The organism is Amycolatopsis circi, from assembly GCF_003385235.1.
In the GTDB taxonomy this organism is placed as follows: Bacteria; Actinomycetota; Actinomycetes; order Mycobacteriales; family Pseudonocardiaceae; genus Amycolatopsis; species Amycolatopsis circi.
On sequence record NZ_PQIA01000048.1, the window covers coordinates 42,154 to 60,252 of the forward strand.

General features: G+C 66.3%; 17 protein-coding genes. 2 read left to right on the forward strand and 15 right to left on the reverse strand.

Features of this window, described 5'->3' with window-relative positions; genetic code table 11:
* Nucleotides 1–174: 174 nt before the first annotated feature.
* The 3 genes from D0D37_RS21485 to D0D37_RS21495 are packed head-to-tail and all read right to left on the reverse strand — an operon-like array spanning nucleotide 175 to nucleotide 1,477.
* On the reverse strand, nucleotides 175–591 hold the full coding sequence (locus D0D37_RS21485; RefSeq protein WP_116202353.1) for a hypothetical protein: 417 nt from the start codon (nucleotides 589–591) through the stop codon (nucleotides 175–177).
* A complete protein-coding gene (locus D0D37_RS21490; RefSeq protein WP_244223610.1) occupies nucleotides 588–1,037 on the reverse strand; it encodes a TadE/TadG family type IV pilus assembly protein in 450 nt (149 codons plus the stop codon). Before D0D37_RS21490 ends, D0D37_RS21485 begins: the two co-directional genes overlap by 4 nt.
* The gene (locus D0D37_RS21495) at nucleotides 1,034–1,477 is read right to left on the reverse strand and encodes a TadE family protein (RefSeq protein WP_116202354.1); all 444 of its coding nucleotides are present in this window, start codon (nucleotides 1,475–1,477) and stop codon (nucleotides 1,034–1,036) included. Before D0D37_RS21495 ends, D0D37_RS21490 begins: the two co-directional genes overlap by 4 nt.
* Before the next feature lie 164 nt (nucleotides 1,478–1,641).
* Between D0D37_RS21495 and D0D37_RS46735 the strand changes: the two genes are divergently transcribed.
* Nucleotides 1,642–1,794, forward strand: coding sequence for a hypothetical protein (locus D0D37_RS46735; RefSeq protein WP_162834372.1), 153 nt, complete (start codon nucleotides 1,642–1,644; stop codon nucleotides 1,792–1,794).
* Between the two features lie 107 nt (nucleotides 1,795–1,901).
* On the opposite strand, the gene D0D37_RS21500 is transcribed toward D0D37_RS46735, so the two are convergent.
* The 8 genes from D0D37_RS21500 to D0D37_RS21545 all read right to left on the reverse strand — a co-directional run bounded on the left by D0D37_RS21500 (nucleotide 1,902) and on the right by D0D37_RS21545 (nucleotide 10,322).
* Entirely contained in the window at nucleotides 1,902–2,795 is an 894-nt protein-coding gene (locus tag D0D37_RS21500) for a hypothetical protein (protein ID WP_116202355.1), read from the reverse strand.
* 341 nt (nucleotides 2,796–3,136) lie between these two features.
* Nucleotides 3,137–4,042 (reverse strand): pilus assembly protein TadB, encoded by a 906-nt coding sequence (locus D0D37_RS21510; RefSeq protein WP_116202371.1) that lies wholly within the window; start codon nucleotides 4,040–4,042, stop codon nucleotides 3,137–3,139.
* Nucleotides 4,042–4,935 (reverse strand): type II secretion system F family protein, encoded by an 894-nt coding sequence (locus tag D0D37_RS21515; protein WP_244223611.1) that lies wholly within the window; start codon nucleotides 4,933–4,935, stop codon nucleotides 4,042–4,044. Before D0D37_RS21515 ends, D0D37_RS21510 begins: the two co-directional genes overlap by 1 nt.
* Nucleotides 4,936–4,952: 17 nt before the next feature.
* Entirely contained in the window at nucleotides 4,953–6,110 is a 1,158-nt protein-coding gene (locus D0D37_RS21520) for a TadA family conjugal transfer-associated ATPase (RefSeq protein WP_244223612.1), read from the reverse strand.
* A 356-nt stretch (nucleotides 6,111–6,466) separates the two neighbouring features.
* Complete coding sequence (locus tag D0D37_RS21525) at nucleotides 6,467–7,300, reverse strand: hypothetical protein (RefSeq protein WP_244223613.1); 834 nt, start codon at nucleotides 7,298–7,300, stop codon at nucleotides 6,467–6,469.
* A 32-nt stretch (nucleotides 7,301–7,332) separates the two neighbouring features.
* On the reverse strand, nucleotides 7,333–8,025 hold the full coding sequence (locus D0D37_RS21530) for an SAF domain-containing protein (protein ID WP_244223614.1): 693 nt from the start codon (nucleotides 8,023–8,025) through the stop codon (nucleotides 7,333–7,335).
* 1,026 nt (nucleotides 8,026–9,051) lie between these two features.
* The gene (locus tag D0D37_RS21540) at nucleotides 9,052–9,309 is read right to left on the reverse strand and encodes a hypothetical protein (protein WP_162834373.1); all 258 of its coding nucleotides are present in this window, start codon (nucleotides 9,307–9,309) and stop codon (nucleotides 9,052–9,054) included.
* A gap of 371 nt (nucleotides 9,310–9,680) precedes the next feature.
* Complete coding sequence (locus tag D0D37_RS21545) at nucleotides 9,681–10,322, reverse strand: A24 family peptidase (RefSeq protein WP_116202361.1); 642 nt, start codon at nucleotides 10,320–10,322, stop codon at nucleotides 9,681–9,683.
* 681 nt (nucleotides 10,323–11,003) lie between these two features.
* On the opposite strand from D0D37_RS21545, the gene D0D37_RS21550 reads away from it, so the two are divergent.
* Nucleotides 11,004–11,369 (forward strand): winged helix-turn-helix transcriptional regulator, encoded by a 366-nt coding sequence (locus D0D37_RS21550; protein ID WP_162834374.1) that lies wholly within the window; start codon nucleotides 11,004–11,006, stop codon nucleotides 11,367–11,369.
* Nucleotide 11,370: 1 nt separating this feature from the next.
* Here D0D37_RS21550 and D0D37_RS21555 read toward each other — a convergent pair whose 3' ends face one another.
* From D0D37_RS21555 to D0D37_RS21575, 4 genes are all read right to left on the reverse strand, one after another.
* Nucleotides 11,371–12,546 (reverse strand): GGDEF domain-containing protein, encoded by a 1,176-nt coding sequence (locus tag D0D37_RS21555; RefSeq protein WP_162834375.1) that lies wholly within the window; start codon nucleotides 12,544–12,546, stop codon nucleotides 11,371–11,373.
* A 133-nt stretch (nucleotides 12,547–12,679) separates the two neighbouring features.
* Nucleotides 12,680–13,996 (reverse strand): MFS transporter, encoded by a 1,317-nt coding sequence (locus tag D0D37_RS21560; protein WP_116202364.1) that lies wholly within the window; start codon nucleotides 13,994–13,996, stop codon nucleotides 12,680–12,682.
* 1,041 nt (nucleotides 13,997–15,037) lie between these two features.
* Nucleotides 15,038–15,313, reverse strand: a complete 276-nt coding sequence (locus D0D37_RS21570) for a hypothetical protein (protein ID WP_116202366.1) — start codon at nucleotides 15,311–15,313, stop codon at nucleotides 15,038–15,040.
* Between the two features lie 481 nt (nucleotides 15,314–15,794).
* On the reverse strand, nucleotides 15,795–18,099 hold a 2,305-nt coding region (locus D0D37_RS21575; RefSeq protein ID WP_208720075.1), incomplete at its 5' end, for a tetratricopeptide repeat protein.

An 18,099-nucleotide genomic window follows, 5' to 3' on the forward strand; every position in this document is an offset into this window, starting at 1 on the left:
CAGCGCTCCATACTCGTTTCGGTATCTGGATGAGCGGAACTGGTCCTGGCCACCCTTTGGGCACCAATCGAGCTGGGCTGGCCCCGAGTAAGACCAGGCAGCACGGTGTGCCGGCGAGGACAGCCAGCAGCGTGATCGCGGCAATCATGCCTCGAATCCGCTGCGTGGACAGGCTCATGGCAGGCCGCCGTCGCGCGTACCGACGCCGAGTACAGCGAGGGCAGTACCGGTGGCAGTTGCAGTGCGGCCAAGCAGGCCGACCGTGGTGGGTTCCGTGACGGTCACGGTCACGCGCACCGCTCGCGGACCGACGACTGAGACGGTGCCGGAGCGTCCGCTGCGGGCGAGGTAGGCGGTTGCGGTGTTGGCCGCGGTCGTGGTGTCGACGGCTACGAGGGGGCCGCGAGTGTTCACTGCTGTGTTCGCGGCACGGGCAGCTTCCGCAGCAATCGCATCCGCGCGTGCGATCACGCGCAACCGGGCAGAACCGTCGACCACCAACGCCAGAACGAGCAGCAACGCGGGCACCAGGACAGCCACCAGCACGCTTGCGGAACCGGTGTCGTGGGGCGACGATGTCTGGCTGATCATTGGACGCCTCGGTAAGGATCGACGGGACTCGTGAAGGTGCTGGTGATCGTGCGGTCGCCGACGGGTGCGGGAAGGGCGAGGTCACTGAGCCGTACGCGACAAGTGACCTGTGCTCGCACGAGCCCGGCGCGACCTAACGCGAGCTCGCTCGCATCCACCGACACGCTGACGTCGCCGCAGACGAGGCCTGATTGGGTCAGACGCGCGCGAGCAGCATCACCACCTGCGCGCGTTGCAGCCACGGTTCCTCGGGAGAGGGACGCCGCCCTGGCAGCGGCGGTAGCAGCATCGTCAACGATCTGTTGGGCTGAACTGACCCGAGCACCGACGACGATCAGTAGTCCGACTGCGATGACTGCAATCATCAGTGCGGCGGTTTCGATGCTTACCGACCCCTCGTCGCGCAGGCGCTCACCGGCCAGGAAGGTGCGGGATCCGCGGTTCACGAGCCGTTCCCCTCGATCGGGACGGTGAAGCGTTCCTTCACCACCTTGGCGCTGGCGGTGACCCGCATGCTCAGATTCGGGATCGGTACGAGCCTAATTGCGGTGCCCGATACGTCCACCTGGACCGTGCCAGCAGTCATGGACGCATGAACTTCCGCTTCGGTGAGCACGCCTCGTCCCGCTCGATCAGCGAACGAGCGCGCCGCGGCGGCAGCGGTCGTCACTGTCGCGCCGACTGGGCGACCAGCGTCGGCCCCTGTTTGGGCGGCCTGGGCGGCCACCGAGTGCGCGTGCCACCAGAGACCGCCTTGGACCGAAGTGAGGATCAGCAGCAACACAAAGGGAAACAGCACGGCCAGACCGACCGACTCTGCGCCGCCATCACGGATTTTCGCTGTGCAGCACGCATGTTCGGGTCGGCATGGATCGTTCGAACTCATGAGTGAGCCTCCGCACCGTTCTGCACAGGAGTTCCTGGCTCCGACACCGCTGACTCCGCAGATTCGGGAGGCGCACCATTCGCGCTGGCGTTCGTCATCGGATTCGGCTGGCCGAGGCTTCTCGACCGAGATGAACCGGCGGTTGGTTTCTTTCGCCTGGTACGGTGGGGTTTCTCGTCTCCCCTCCACCTGCCGAGGTCTTCGGCGGGCACGTCGGTAAACCTGGCCAGTTCATCGAGACTGATGATGCTGCGGGACTCAGCCAGTACGTCGCCCAGTTCCTGTTCCACGCTGGCCAGTTGTTCAGCAACCTCTGATCGGCGTTGGGCTAGTTCCCCGACTTGCGTCGCGACCTTCGTACGCTGGTCAGTGCGGGGGACGTCGTTTTTCTTGACTCGCTGGGTTATTTCTTCTTCCGTGGCAGTCATTGTTCGCACCTCGTCACCGCCGCCGGGTTCGCTCCCGTCGCTTGAGGTTGTTCCCAAGGGAAGCGCCCCGCCCGATTGAGATCACGGACAGCGGTAGCATGACAGAAAGTCTTCTGCAGAAGCGATTCTGCCGCCGCTTCTGTGTCAGATGCGGGTATCCCGTACAGCGAAACCACTTCGCGCTCTGCACTCTCCGCGGCCTTGATTCCGTGGAGCTTCCGGCTCCACTCCTTGGCAAGGACAACACAACCTTCTAGGTGCCGAACGGAACTATCCAGCCGTCGGTAGACACCGACGATAGTGCCCCCGAACGAGTCGGCAGTCTCCGACTGTTCCGGATGCCCTAGGAGCTGCCCGGCAATCGTGCTAGCCGTACGAGTCTTGTCCAGGCAGCACAGGATGTCCCACGCCCGCCGTCGCACAGCGTCAGGAAGCTCCGGATCCAGTCCAGGGTGCTCTGGATTCAGCGCGAAATACTCGGCAACGTCGATCGCACGGGCCGCGATTCCCTGTGCCATCGACCCCATAACCTCGAAGTCGCGAGTTCGGTAGCAGAACTCACCTGGACGTTTCTCAACAAGACAATCCCGGCCCGCATGGTCGCACACGCCGGTGACGAAACACGCGACGTTCCGCCGACCACTCATGACACCGCACCACGCGACGAGGGCACCGAAAGCGGTGAACCACAACGCCTCCCCTCCTGCCGCGACGCCGATGACAACCAGGCACACCCCGCCGGCCACCGTGCCGAGAGCCGTCCTCGACACAAAGGCGCGGACCATGCCTGGCCATTGTCGGGACCTGAGCGAGTTCGGGTCCCACATAATGCCGCCGGACTCGACCGCACGCTGCACGGTCGGGTCGTCGAAATCTTCCGGGTAAGTCACGGTGCTCCCCTCTCCGTCGACTGACTGGATTACTTGATCTGAGCCTGGTACTTCTCCACTGCAGCGCGAATGGCGATGGCAAGTCCGATGGCCACGGCCAGGCCGATGGCAACAAGAACCGCCTTCTCCACGGATTCCGAACCTCGGTCTCCGGACGCGCGAGTCCGTGCCCAGCGGGCTTGCAGGACAACGGTCAGGGCGAGTGACGCCTTGGCTGATATCAACGCCAGCTGAGCTTGCCCTCGCTGTGCCACAGCATGGAAACTGTTGCAGGACATCGCTTCTGCTCCTTCGGTTGGTGCTGAACTGTTTGATGCGTTGATCTTTCGGAGTTTCAAAGGCTAGGTTCCGCCGAGGAGCAGACGGTTTACAGCCGGATATAGCACCAGGAGCAGGAAGGCAATCAGCAGCAGCGCGACGGGGAGCGCGAGGCGTTGGGAACGCGAGTTCGCATCCGCCTTGTCCGCAGCCAGGGCGGCCGCGCGGAGCGCCGCTGACTTCGCGAGCAGCGTCCGATAGATGGCAGCGCCGTCCGCGGCGGTGGCGACGATGTCGGCGAGATCTTCGAGTTCCGCTACAGCCATTCGCCTTCCGAGCATGGCCAACGATTCCCACGGCGTCGAGCCGGCGTGCGCCGCGTGGCCGAGTGCTCGACGTATCCGGGCGAATGCCCACGAGTCGCCGACGGCTGCGGCTTCGTCCAGAGCCTGGCTGGGGGCGCGTCCCGTGGCACGTTCCTGTGCGACGAGGTCGAGGTATGCGGCTGTGGCACGACGGAACTCCTCACGTGCCCGGCGAGCGTCTTCGCGCACGGCGAGAGCTGGTACGACCGATCCAGCTGTTGCCATGACCAAGAGCGCCAGCACTGCCACTTCGGCAGGCAGTCCCATACCCGCCAACCAGGAAAGCGCGCAGACAGTTGCGCCAAGGGCCGCAGCGCCACCCGCCCAAGCCAGCCGCCGTACGAGAAAGCGCTCGGCGGTCAGGTCGAGCACGTCAAGATCACGAGCCGGGATACCCCACCAAAGACTCGATGATCGCGCCGAGTAGCCCGCGAGCCGCCGTATCCTGCGCGCGGAGCGACTGGACGCCCCTGTTCCGTCGCGACGCTGGCGCATGCGGTCGTCCAGGTCCGCAATTGCGGCGGCGACGTCGACTGGTGCCGGACGCAGCAACGCGAGGACGACGAGCGTGACCGCGAGCCCGGCGACAATGCCGAGTACGGCGGCAGCGGCTCCCGCGCTCATCATGCCGCCTGCCCTCGGGCTGCAGCGACAGCCGTTCGCCGGGGTGCGGCCGGTGTACGGGAATCCGCTCCGAGCAGACGCGAAGGGCGATGAGTCCGGGTCAGCATGTGCATCCACCAGCCGGCCGCGCCGAACAAGACGCCGATGCCTGCCATCATTAACTGGCCGAGCACGTCGTCGAACGGTGCGAGGAAGTCGCTGGCGAAGACGAACAACCCGGCCAGCAGGACCACAGCGATGCCGAGGATCGCACGCACGTCGGTGCGAGGCTTTGCGCGATCGGCTTCGACATCACGCCGAGCCACCGCTTCTCGTTCCAGGGCGGTCGCGGTGACATCGAGGATGTCGACGAGCCCGCGTCCTCCCGCACGAACCCGCAGGATCAACGTCAGGACCACTTCGTCCGCGGCTTCGTCGCCCACGTGGTCAGCGAACCCGCGGAGCGCGGCTTCCAGGCTGCGGGTGCGGAGCCTGGCTACCAGGGTCTCGATTTCGACAGCCAACGGGACTGGCGCGGTGCGGGCCGAGCTGATGATCGCCTGCTCGAGACCACCCGCGCCGGATGCGAGCAGGTCGGCCAGCCGCCGTACCCAGGCAGCCAAAGCGTCCAACCGCGCGATCAGCCGCTGCTCATCGTGCCCGCCAACCAGGACGGGCACCGCGGCGACCGCTGCCACTGACAGCATCGCAGCGACCGGCCATCCGGTGATCCACCACACGATCACGCCGGCAGCCACGGCCACGAGCGCCTTCCGCAGCGGGATCACGGCATTGAGTCGTTTCCAAAGCGCCACCGGAAAGGCAGGAGAACGTTCGACCCGAGTAGGCCGCAATAGCGGTAGAAACGCGGTACCGGCGCAGCCGATCGCAAGGAAGACGGCGACACCGAACACGAATGCCCACATGCCCGTCATCGCGCACCGTCCCGGAGAACACCGGGCGCGATCCGCATGTCGGCTGCGTCAAGCTGACGGCGGTCGAACCCGTGGCGTTCCAGCCGCTCCAGCAAGGCTCGGCTCGGGGTGTATGCCGGAACCGCCCGCCAGGTAACGGGATCCGGCTCGAACAGCCGAGTGGTGTCCGGTCGGCCCGCGTCGCCGATAGGGCCGACTTCGACCACTTCGGACACATACCGAGTTCGCCGCAGGCCCGGAGGCTGGCGGCGGTCGGTGCGCGCGACGTGCACGACAAGATCGATAGCTGAGGCGGTCCACTGGTGCGCGGCGTCGATCGCCAATGGCGGATTCGCCAACTGGCCCAACGCGCAGATCCTGTCGAACACGGCAAGCGCACTGGTTGCGTGAATGGTGCACATTCCGCCCGCCGCACCATTGCCGAGCGCGCGCAGCATCGCGGTCACCTCGCCGGCGCGAACCTCCCCGACGATCACGCGACTCGGCGAGTGCCGGAGAGTCTGCTTGAGCAGATCGTCCAGGGAGACTTCCCCTATCCCTTCCGCATTCGCCGGCCGCGCCTCCAGCGGGGTGACCAAAAGCCGAGGCCCCAGGTGCAAACCGAGTTCGTACTCTTCCTCCACAGTGACGACGTGCTCGGCGTCCGGGATCTCGGCGCACAGCGCCCGGAGCAACGTGGTCTTGCCCGCGGCCGGACCGCCGGAGATGATCATGTTGCAGCCCGCCCGCACTGCGGCCCGCAGAAACAGCCCTAGCGGCGGGTCGAGAGTGCCGTTGGCGACCAGCTCGTCCAGGCTGACATCGACCAGGCGGTGCCGACGGATCGCGACCCGCGGCCGGTCGGACACCTCAATCACCGCCGCTACCCGAGCACCCAGCGGCCCGCCGGCTCCGATGCGGAGATTCCCCAGTGGTTGTCCGGCGTTGAACTCCCGGGACGTCTGGCCTTGCCGCGCGAACATCGCGGCAAGCATCTCGACCAGTTCGGCATCGGTGTCCGCGACGGGGTGCGGCCACCGCTCCATGGTGCCGTCGGCCAACTCCAGGATGACGCGGTCGCATCCGTGCACATGAATGTTCTCAACATCCTCGCGACGCAACAACTCTTCCAACGCGCCCAGCCCGGACAACGCGGCTACCACCGCTCGGGTCAACCGGCGCTCTTCCTCCATCGGCAAAGGAGGATTCCCTGCGTGAGCACGGCCCCGCACCCACTCACCGACAGCATCAGCAACGAAAGCGCGCATTCGCGCCTGTCGTTCTTCTTGCGACAACGGGGTTTCCAGCTGAGACTCGCCCGCGGCGGCGCGCTCCAGCCTCGTAGCAACGGATTCGCGTATTTCGCGCACGTCCTGCGGCGAGAAGCGCTCGACAGCGTGCTGCGGGTGCCCAGCCGCCTGCGGTGCGGCAGCGAAAGCAGGATCGACCGTGTGCAGAGGAATCGCCGCTCCGGTGGGGAGCGTGTAGTCGACAATTCTTCCGGCAGCGGGGTACCCGTTACTCGACAACGTCATCGTGTGCCCCCAGCAAGCGACCGTGTGACACGGTGTGCGGCTGCAGTACGCACCTCGGCTGGCGTGTAACGGTGATAGGTGCGGTGAAGACGAAGTCCGGCGTCATGCGTAGCGCGCAGCAATGCGGAACGGGGTGGCAGGGCTCCCGCGTCGCGACTCTCGGACAGCACAGCCGCAGTCTTCGCATCATCGGGAACCTCAACGGCGACGTCCCGGCCGAGTGCAGTCCGGACCGCCCTGGTCCCGGCCGGAGTAGTGACGCACACCGCCAGCGCCAGCCTTTCCGGTGCAACTCGCCGGGCAAGTTCGGTCAGCACCGGCCGAGCCGCGAGCAAGTGGCGCTGTGTCGGACGCACCGCGAGCAATACCGCATCCGCTGCTCGCAACAGCGGCCACGGAGTCACGACGCCAAACCGGCCCGCATCAACGAGCGCGTCGACCGGGTGCCCCGCCTGAGTCTTGAAAGCCGCCAGAGCCGTCGTCAGCCGCATCCATCCCTCAAGTCCGAGAGCAGCATGCTGTCCCGGTGCGCTCAATCCGGCCAGCAGCCCGACATGGCGAGCCGGCGGTACTTCCTGAACGTGATCGATGAGCGAAGCGGGATCGCCAGCAATTGCGTGCCGCGTCGCGGTGGCGTGCGACAGTACGCCCACGTCGGCGCGGATGCGGCCCGCGAGCATCCATTGCCCGAGCCAGCCCGGAGCAAGGTCGCCGCCATCCGGGTCGCAGTCGGCCAGCAACACCGGAGCCGGCCAGGTAGCCGCGAGCGCGGCCAAGGTCGTTGTAGCGCCCGGTGCGCCTTTTCCGGAGATGATCGTGATCAGTGCCATCGTTCTCGCTCTTTCCTCTGACAACTTCGCGTCTACGCACCTGGCCCGAGTTGGACTACGACGACCTGCCCGGCCGCAGCGCTGGTTGCCGCTGCGGCGGCCTCGCCGCCCACAACGACATCGACCGTGACCGCGCCTGCCGAATCCGGCGGTCCGATGCCCAGCACGCGTGCGCGGAAGGGCGCGGCAGGACTAGCCGGTGTCTGTTGCGCGTCGTTTCCGGCGTTGCCCGCGACGGGTACTACCTGCACCAGGTCTCCCGCTGTCAGGCCACGAGAAGGAAGATGGCCCGGTTTCACCGGCAGCCCGACCAGCCGTTCGCCAGGTCCGGGGACCGGCTGATCGGTGAACTGCCCTGGCGTGAGCACTGTGCCCGAAGACAACGTCGAACGCGCGAACTGACCGATGACCCGGTCCCGGTCGCTGACGGGAATGGAAGCCAGCGACTGGGCTGGTACCGCTTTGGCCACGCCGAGATCGGCGTCATTGATCGGATGGCCCCAGCCCACGTCGTGGATCAGGACCAACACGTCCACTCGTTCGTCCTGGGTCGTGATCAGGACGTAGTTGCCGTACCCGGCCAGCGCGGCCAGTAACGCTGCGATGCCCAGCAACCACCAGCGCCGCCGCCGCGGAATCCTCGGGACCTCGCCCATGTCGCGCTGGCTCCCGGCAGCATCTCGGTCGATGTGCGCCGGTCGTGAAGAAGACACAGCAGTACCCACGGGGCAACTCCCTCCCCATTCAATAACGAGTCAATTCACTTTGCCTGCTAGAGAAATCTCGTAGCGCGATGGCGATTGCGCGAATCGATTCCTAGCCTCGCGCGCGCAGCGCTTGGATCTCGGCTACCGCGTACGTCGCCGTCGCGCGCGACAACATCTGCGGGAACTCGCCTCCGACACCGGCGGTACCGTCCGAGCCGGTCCAGCTAACCGCCCATGTGATCGACCATTCCGCCCGTACCTGGTCGCCCGAGAGCCCGTAGGACGACCTCGTGTAGACGAAGCTGCAGTCCGGACTGGCTGAGTGAAGCCCAAAGGAGCCGTTGAATGGGGTCCCCGGCCCGTCGCACGAAGTCGAGCCGCCTGTGCCGGAATCGAACGTCAGGCGTGTCGGGACTGCGGTCACCTGCGCCCATACCGGCCCGACCTGAACTCTCTTCACGGCTGATGTCCACGCACCGCGATCTGTCCAGATCCACGTGTTCTCGCCGACGATCGTCGCTGCACGTCCATCCGGTAACTGCACGTCAGGGGAATGACGAGGGAGCGGCAACGGCAGCCGCAGCTGTTCGAACGCCTGCGCGGCCAACCCTGCCGGTGACGGCAAAGCAGGTGCGGCGGGCGCGGGCGCAGCAGGCGCTGAGTTGGCAGGCAGTGGTGGCATGCACCGCATACCGAAGGCGCTCCCGGCTGGTCCATGCAATCCACCGCCTGCGCCGAACCCTCCGATGAAGCAGCCTGGTGGCAGCGCGCTTGATGGGTCCGACCGGCCTTTCGTGCCCGATTGGCGGTCCGGTCCGTTGGCCGGTGGTCCCGGACCGTGGCTGGCCGGGGCCTCGCCCTGAGACTCCAGAACCCGCATGTCGACGCCCGGCTGGGAGTAACGGCCAAGCGGATCGGAAGGAGTGACGATCACCTGGCCGTCATCGTCAGAACTCGCAGCGACGATACCTGAATTCACGACGGAGAACCCGCTGGCGACTACGGCGCACGCGGTCACAGTGGCGAGGCGGATGTGGTGTCGCATCAGCACGCACCGCCAGGAAATTCGGTTTTCGAAACCTTCCACGTTCCGTTGGCCGTGTCGCGAACAAGCATCGCGTGCACCAGCATCCTCGCTACGCCAACCGTCTTCTTCGCTCCCGTACGCGCATCTGCTTGTCCCGCATGCGAAGCGTCCTGACAGTCGACCACCTTCGCCGTGGAACCTGACATCTCGACTGACAAGATCCGCACAGTGACCTGACCGTAAGTCGTGATGCCCGCGGCTTTCTGCCGTTCCATTGCGGCCAACGTCGCCGACAGCTGCGGATCGACCGCGATTGCCGCCAGCGCTCCCCGCCAGGAATCCTCAGGCCCGTTGCCAGCGTCCAACGATCGCGGCCAGAACTGCGTGTATGCGGCCGCGACCGCTTCCTTGCCGTCCGACGGCGACGAACTCGGCGCAGTCGGCCCCGGCGATGGCGCTGACAGATTCGGAGAAGAAGGACGTGGCTGCGAACCATCTCCGCTGCAGCCCGCCAGGCCGACGGTTACCGCAGCGGCACCCGTAAGCGCAACAACACGACGCAGTCGTCCTGCTCGGGTCAACATCCCGGCTTCCTCCCCACTCTGTGTCCAGCCTGACCTCGAGAATGCCGCTGTCTCCACCGGATTCACGCGAGCAGCACGCTCGCGAACGCGCCAGCTAGGAGCGACGGACCCGCTGGGAAGCGTGTTCGCGCGCATCCTGAACACGCTGCAACTACGAGCCCTACCACCGCGGTGAGTCCGCTGGCTATCAGCAACCCCCGGAAGAGTCCTGCCCACCCGAACCACCCCAGGTACAAGGCGAGGACTCCATACAGTGCCGTGTCTCCGCCACCCGTGTGATCTGGCAGCGCCATCTGCACTGCAACGGCTGCGGCGAACACGGCAGCAGCCGCGCCACACGCAAAAGCGAGTCTTCCCCACCGTCCGTCGGCGACCGCGGCAGCGAGAAACGTTGCTGCTCCGCCTGCTCCGAACGCCGCGACGAGCGCGAAGGGAAGCCTGCGAAAGTACAGGTCCGCGAGTGCCAAGCTGATCCCGAGCGAGCACACCCAGCACCAGGTCGCCAGCATCGAGGTCGCGCCGAACCGCAGCCAGCCGACCAAGTACAACCCGCCGACTGCGACCGAGGTCGCCAGCCACACCGCGGTGCGGGTCCTCGCTGACCGCAGCGGCAGATCGCCGGCTGCTCGTTCGGCGACCAGGACCGACAACGACCCGAGCAACAGCCCTGTACCGCACGTGACCCACGGAAGATACGCCGCCATGCGGGCCTCCTAACGAGGAGCAACACGTCATCTTGCTGCCTCCTGAACCGCTCGGTGGCCGTCTCGGCCATTACAACCGTGCCTGCGTCTCCAACCATGACCCCGAGCTGTCGAGCGTGACCAGCGTCGGCCGAGGACAAATCAGTGCTCGTTCTGTCCCGATCTTGTGCTGGTTCTGTGTCGGTCAGCTTGAGCCTGGCGCTTCCGTGACGGCCGCAGCGCACAACGGAACAACCAGGGCGTGCGTGCCCGCAACCGCAGCAGCACGGGAGCATCCTTGCGAATCGGAACGAACGGCCGGACGCCGCTGATCACCGTTCCCGAACCAGCCGACGGCGTCCCGCTCCGCCGGCTTGCGATCTCGAATATCCGGGTCGACATCGTGTCGCCTCCTGCGCGCTGTTTCCGGCGGACTGGCCCTCGCTGGCGGCTCTCGTCGGCCGAAGGTTCGGGCGAGACGCCCGCCCGGTGGCTTCCGGGCGGGGCGCCTCGCTGCTTCCGTTCCCAGGGCCGTTCTCCCCGGGCACCAACCCGGTCTAGCGCGCTGACCTCGGGTGAGCGCAACGTAACGGCCTGCTGAGTTTGGACTCACCGCGCGCATGTTCACCCGTTCAGTCCACACCGCGACCGATCCAGAGGAAGTGGTGGCGAGCGGTCAATTGATCATGTATTCACCAGAGGGTGGACAAGGACGAAGGCTCGTCATACCGCCAGGCCCTTCACGACCTGTCATCGCTGTTGACCGGCCAGTGGACGATCGCTGTCATCGCTACGTTGGCGGTCGGCGAACTGCCCTTCGGGGAAGTGAAGAACGACGTGAACAGGGCACTCAACGGTCAGCGGAACCCGGTCAGCCCGCGCGTCCTGACCGACACCCTGAAGCGGCTGGAGAAGAACCAGTTGGTCGAGCGCCGGGAGGAGGACGTCGCGAAGGTCGGCGCTTCGAGGGTCTACTACAAGCTCAGCCCGGACGGCAGAGAGTTGCTCAGCATGTTGCGACCGTTGGCCAGCTGGGCTGCCAACCGTCGGACGTCCGAATCCAGTTGAACTACAACGCTTCCTTGACCCGATTCCGGCCGGAGTCCTTGGCCGCGAAGAGTGCGTTGTCCGCGGCGATCATGACGTCGTTGAGGTCGTGCCCGACCGCGGGGAAGACTGCTGCACCGATCGACGCGGTGATCTCTACCGGGCTCTTGTCCGCCCCATCGACCTCGAGCTCAGCAATACGTTCTCGGATCCGTTGGGCCACAACAACAATGTTTTCCGCATCGCCGCCCGGCAGCATCACGACGAACTCGTCACCGCCGAGGCATCCGCACAAGTCGTCACTGCGTACGACAGAACTCAGCGCGTTGCCCGCCGCACGAAGAACAGCGTCGGCGACCAGCGGGCCGTGAATAGCTTTCAGCTTTCCGAAATGGTCGATGTTGATGAGTGCGATGCCGAGGCTGGATCCAAGCTGCCGGACACGCGCGAACTCGCTCTCTGCCAGCGCGCGCCAACTGGCCATGTTCAACAACCCGGTCTTCGGGTCCCTGATCGCGGCCTGCTCAAACTGCCTGACGAGTGCGCTGCAGTGCAGCGCGTAGAGCGGAACGAAGACGAGGACCAGCAGCCAGGGAAGCTGCGCGATGAGCAACGCAGCCAACGTGCCCATGCACAGCGTCGCCAGTTCCAGGAGGTTCTCGTTCAGGCGGCCGATCAGACGCTTCAGCGACCGCGTCGACGTCGAGAGCGCGATGACAGCCCCGACAACCGCCGAGTTCACCACGAAGTAGGCGAGGACGACCACGACGGCAATGAGAGCGGTCCATGCGCTCCGGTCATGCCCGAGGGGGAGCACGTTCATCGAGCGGGCGCACCAGGCTGCCACTTGGCAGGACAAGATCACATTGCACGCGCTGAACACCGTCCGATGCGCGTAGACACCGACAATGCCCCGCCAGCTTCGCAACCACAGGTGCAGGTAAAGCGCAGCCACCACAACGAGGGCTAAGACACCAGGGAGCGTCAACGCGGCGGCCAGCGTCCAGACCGACGAAAAGTTGACGTGCGGTTTGTCCGCGAATCGACGGCGGCGCCGCTCGACCTGACGAGCCATCTCGGCCGCTGTGACCCCGAGACCGATCACCACCACGCAGGTGAGGAGGTCGTGTGCGGTCAGCCGCGTCGGCACTGCCTCGACCGCGACGACTCCGACCGTGAACAGCTCGACGATCAGCACAAACACACGGACACGTGCAGGCAGGGACCAGATTGCCCAACTTCTCACCCGGGTTGCCCGACTGGGCTGCCCGGAGCCGGTAACACGCTGCATACTGATCTCGCTTCCGTTCCCACGGGGAAGGCCACGGTCTTCAATCCGTTCTTGGCTGCGGTCCTTCCCCACCGCCGGATGTCCCTGGAGGGGTCGCATGCGCAACAAGGATTGGTGAAGGTAGTCGGCTTATCGGCGCGGGCTCGTCCTCGGCAGTTTTCGCTTGCCGCGGGCGAGTTCGTTTCCACACGACCGCGGCCCCTACGGCCAGCACGGACGCGGCAGCGCCCGAGGCCGCCACGGTGACCACCGGACCGACCCGGTCAGCCGCGAGCCCCGCGGCCACGATCGCCACGCCCTGCGAGGTGTAGATGCAGGTGCTCAGCCTGCCCATCACCGTCCCCCGTCGCGAATCGGGAACGATCGCCACGACGACGGATTGCAGGCGAACCAAGTAGATCGTGGACAACGCACCTGACACCGCCCACAGCACCGCCGCCACTGGTAGCGAGGGCACCGCCGCCGAAGCGACCAACGGCAACCCGGCAGCTACCGCCGGCACGATCACTGCCGGAGGCGAGGCCACGGAACTGCTTCTGGCGGCCCACCACCCTCCGATGACACTGCCGACCGGGTCCGCCGCCATGAGCAAACCGACTGCGAGCGACGCCGCGCCGATCGCCCCGGCGAACGGTGCCGCAATGCCTTCCGGCACCACTAAAAGGCCGACCATCGATATCAAAATTACGGGAGCGACCAACCGCGAACCGACCCGATGCGATGCCGTTGCTTGCACGGCTTCAGCGGCATCTGGGTTACGGCTCGCCGCTGGCCGTGGCCGAACGCCGAGCAAAACCACCACAGCGCTCAACAGGAACGTCCCACCGTTGATCGCCAGCGCCGTGCTAGCACCGAACGCCGGAACCAGAACACCACCCAGGCCGAAGCCGGCCACCTGTGCGGTCTGCGTCGTGACCTGACGTAAACCGAGACCGGCCTGGTAAAGCTCGGCTGGCAGGACGTCAGGGAGCAGCGATAGCTGCGCCGCTTTGAACGGCGCGCTGGCCAGCGTCAACACACCGACCAAGCACCACAGCGCAGGCAGCGGCAAGCCCGGAATCACCATCGCGAGCGCGAGGCAACCGCGGACGACGTCGGTCACGACGATCACCGCGCGGCGCGGATACCGATCAGCAAGGCCCGACAAGAGAAATCCGCCAAGCACGGCAGGCGCGAAGGTCAGTGCGTAGGTCAGCGCCGTCAACGACGCCGAGTTCGTGCGTCCGTAGACCATCAACGCCAGGGCGACCCTCGCCAGCTGGTCGCCGATGACAGACAGCGTCTCGGCCGCCCACATCGCACGGAACTCACCGCAGCTCATTGCTGCGGCAAAATTGCCACGCACGCCCAAAGCCATCGGTTCGCCCCCTCCCCGGAGCAGCCTTCCAACCCGACCGGCTGTTTACTTCGCCAAGCGACCTTGGATATTTCAAGGTATGCCCGCAGCGTGCGCGGATGGATACAAACAGCGACAGTTCACCCATTTGAACTACCGCGGTCACACTAGGTAATGCAGGGATTCTGGTTCACATCCAGCAAATGGGACTACTCCAATTTCCGCACCGCTCCAGGCTTGCAACCGGAGCCCGTCATCAGGCTGAGGGCGATCGACGCGTGGTGGAACGGTGGCGTCAGGTGTCAGCCCGGTTACTACGAGCCGCTCCCGCCGTCGCAGTGCCGATACATCCCAGGGTCGATGTAGCCGCAAGGGTCGAGGACTCGCGCTGGTGTGGATGGCACCGCCGACGCTCCCGAAGCAGTACCTATCCAGAGAGCAAGCGCGGATACGCTTGCCACGGACATGTTCCGCAAGGCGATAGTTTTGGACATTACCCCTCCTTGACGAGAATGAAATAGTCCAAAAAGGAGCGGAGATGACGGATAGGTTTCGTCAGGCGATTAGAGCCGATTCAAGTCAAGGCACAATTCCGGGTGACTCCGCTTGCCGGCGAAGCAGGCGCCCCGCTCCGCCTTTCGCGGCCAGCATCACGGCTGCGAAGACATCTACGGGGTAACCGGAGATCGCCGCGTGAGGTCAACGTGATCTGGCGCTGAGTTTCGGCTCACCGCGGCGCCGTTCACCTGTCCGGGCTACCGACAAGCTTGACGAAGGCGTATGCACACCCGAAGTTCTCGCGGATTGCCCGGCGAGCGTACGGCCGAGATCGACGGCCCCCAGGTTGCACCCAGATCTCGCCCAGCGCCGGCGCGACACGGCAGATCAAGCCGATTCCGTTGCGCCAGGGCATTCGACGAATGGCTTGGCAATTGCCTGCCGCAGTATCACCGCGATGCCGAATGTTGGCGCTTTCCCGTGCCCGCTCGGACGCAGCCTGAGATTCCGCGTGCCCGAGATGTGATTCGCGGCAGACGCCCAGCTTGCCGTCCGCGCCAAGAATTATCCGTGAGTGCGAGGTCGGTAGTCGCCGAACTGCTGACGACGGGCCGGACCTCGCCTTCGAAGCAAGTGCGCTGGCACGTAGTGGCTGACGGGTCGCGACCACTGGTCGTCGGCCGTGACGAGCTGGTAAGTGACCCAGCCGAGCAATCCACCGTCCTCGCGGCGGGCCCATTCGAACAGCAGGCCGGGGATCTCGGCCTCGATTCGCAGGCCAGCGCGATTGCGCGGGGCGAGGATCTCAGTGCCGAGCACGAGCAACTTGCGCACGCTCACCCAGGCGGGAATCGGCGGGCTGACTCTCCGCACAGTTGACGGCCACTCGTCCACCTCAGGTCACCTGCTTGCATCCACAGACAAGGGCCGCCTGCGGTTCCCGGCGACCCCAGCTGAGTCGAACATGAGTTCGATTCAGAAGTCAAGTCGAGTCAGTCGGGCGCACGCCACGTCCAATGTGACTGTGCGCGCAATCTGTCACTTGTGCGCTTTAGTTGTCACCATGCTCGGACTGAGGTGCGTCGGTTTCGCGGCGTCAAGGTTGATCGCGAGCTGACAGGATAGCTGTGGCTAGTGCTGAGGAGGTAGCGGGCGGTCGGCCGCGGCCGCGGCCGACGAAGATGCTGCGGCACAGGCACATCATCAGCTTGCGGGTGAGGCGGCGGAACTCGTCGTCGTCTCGTGGCCAATCGTTGCGCTCGTCACACTGGACGCTGGTAGGCTCCGTCCGCTCGCGCCGGACCGCGGGCTGTCGTCTTACTCAGGCGGACCCGGTGTTTCGCCACGGTCGAAGATCCTCCAGCAACTGCCGCACCCGGACAGCTGACTCTTCGTCACCAGAATCGTCGAAGGCGGCTGCCGCCTCGCCCCAGGCGCGCGCAGCGTCGTCGAACCGCCGGACCTTTTGCAGCGCGTTCCCGAGGGCCTTCCACGCTCCGCCTTCGCTGTGGCGGTCGCCCAGCTCCCGGTAGAGGTCGCGGGCGGTCTGGTGGGCGGCGATGGCCTCGTCGAACCGCTGGACCTTTTGCAGCGCGATCCCGAGGTTGTTCCACACTCCGCTCTCGCGGTTGCGGTTGCCCAGCTCCCGGTAGATATCGCGGGCGGTCTGGTAGGCGGCGATGGCCTCGTCGAACCGACATACCTCTCGCAGCGCGACCCCGAGGTTGTTCCACGCTGTGCCTTCGCTGTTGCGGTCGCCCAGCTCCCGGTGGATATCGCGGGCGGTCTGGTAGGCGGCGATGGCCTCCTCGAACCGCCGCACTTCTCGCAGCGCGACCCCGATATTGTTCCACGCTCCGCCTTCTCGGTTGCGGTCGCCCAGCTCCTGGCAGATATCGCGGGCGGTCTGGTAGGCGGCGATGGCCTCCTCGAACCGCCGCACCTGCTGCAGTGCGTTCCCGAGGTTGTTCCACGCTCCGCCTTCGCTGTGGCGGTCGCCCAGCTCCTGGTAGAGGTCGCGGGCGGTCTGGTGGGCGGTGATGGCCTCGTCGAACCGCCGCACCTCTCGCAGCGCGACCCCGAGGTTGTTCCACGCCTGGCCTTCGCGGTGGCGGTCGCCCAGCTCCCGGAAGAGGTCGCGGGCGGTCTGGTGGGCGGTGATCGATTCGTCGAACCGCCGGACCTTTTGCAGCGCGATCCCGAGGTTGTTCAACGCGATGGCCCTTGCGTGTGGGTCGTCGAGGGCGGTGGCGGCGGTGGCGGCGTGGGTGGCGACGGTGACCTGCTCGGTGAGGTAATGCCGCCACGTCAGATATTCCTGAAGACACGTGGCGAGGGCGACGGTGTCACGGTGGCCGGTGTGGTGGGCGTGGGCGACGGCGGCGGTGAGGTTGGTGTGCTCGGCGTCGAACCAGGCCAGCGCCTCTCCTCGGCTGGTGAACTGGGCCGGTACCGGCTGGCCGGGCAGGGCTCGCAGGTGTTTGTCGGCGGCGTGGACGATGTGGGTGTAGTAGTCGAGCAGGCGGGTGGTGGCCGGGGCCGTGGTATCGGGAGCGAGGTGATGGCGGGCGTAGAGGGCGATCAGGTCGTGCAGCTTCCACCGGCCGGTGCGGGTGTGCTGTAGCAGCGACGCCGCCCGCAACGCCCGCAGCCGCTTCGCTGCCACAACGACAGGGGTGCCGGCGAGGGCGGCGGCGGTGTCGGTGGACAGGTCCGGCCCCGGATTCACCGTCAACAGGGCCAGCAGCTCCGCGGCCTCGGGGACACCGGCGGCGAGACGGCGGTAGGAGAAGTCGATAACCGCGGTGACATTCCTGCCTCCGTAGTCCATGGCGTCCAGGCGAGTCTCGGCGTCGCCAAGCTGGTCAGCCAGGGAGGTGATGGCGAGCGCGGGTTCGTCGGTGAGGATCGCCGCGACGATCTCCACCGCCAGCGGCAGCCGCCCGCACAACCCCGTCAGCCGCGCCACCGCCTCCGCTTCCTCCGTCGGCCGCAGGTCCTGCGGGTCACTGGCACGCAGGAGCCGGGTCAGCAGGTCGGCTGCGGCGGGTTCGCTGAGGACATCGAGGAACATCCGGCGAGCGCGCGGAAGGTCCAGGACATCACGGGTAGTAACCAGCGCTCGGTGCGCCGGATGGCGTGGCAGCAGGTCTTGGACCTGGGCAGGTTCGGCGACGTTGTCCAGCACCAGCAGCACCCGCTCACCGGCGCCGGCGAGCTGGCCGAGGACCCGGTGATACACCCCTGCCTGTTCGGTGGGGAGGGCGGGAATCTGCTCGGCGGGCAGGCCCAGCTCGCGCAGCAGCGAGGCATACACTTGTTCCGGCCGCACTGCTGGCACCTGGCCGGGGTCGTAGCCGCGCAGGTCCAGTAGCAGCACCCCGCCGGGAAACCAGCCCCTCCCCGCCGCCGTCAGCGCGGTGTGCACGGCGAGGACGGTTTTGCCGATCCCGCCCATTCCGGCCACTGCCGACACCACCACCGCCCGCCCGGTCGTTTCCGGGTCCGGCTCGATGTCCGGAGCAGGGTCGGGGGCGAGCAGGTCCAGCAGCCGGTTCGCCTCGTCGTCGCGGCCGACGAGCAAACCAGCGGCTCGGCCTGGACGCAGCGTCTCCACCAGCACCGCC

Coding starts and splice junctions, on each gene's coding strand:
- D0D37_RS21510 (WP_116202371.1), bottom strand. CDS start 4,042: ATGAGCGCGGGAGCCGCTGCCGCCGTACTCGGCATTGTCGCCGGGCTC.
- D0D37_RS21545 (WP_116202361.1), bottom strand. CDS start 10,322: ATGGCGGCGTATCTTCCGTGGGTCACGTGCGGTACAGGGCTGTTGCTC.
- D0D37_RS21525 (WP_244223613.1), bottom strand. CDS start 7,300: ATGGCACTGATCACGATCATCTCCGGAAAAGGCGCACCGGGCGCTACA.
- D0D37_RS21495 (WP_116202354.1), bottom strand. CDS start 1,477: ATGAGTTCGAACGATCCATGCCGACCCGAACATGCGTGCTGCACAGCG.
- D0D37_RS21560 (WP_116202364.1), bottom strand. CDS start 13,996: ATGGCTTTGGGCGTGCGTGGCAATTTTGCCGCAGCAATGAGCTGCGGT.
- D0D37_RS21485 (WP_116202353.1), bottom strand. CDS start 591: ATGATCAGCCAGACATCGTCGCCCCACGACACCGGTTCCGCAAGCGTG.
- D0D37_RS21540 (WP_162834373.1), bottom strand. CDS start 9,309: ATGGAACGGCAGAAAGCCGCGGGCATCACGACTTACGGTCAGGTCACT.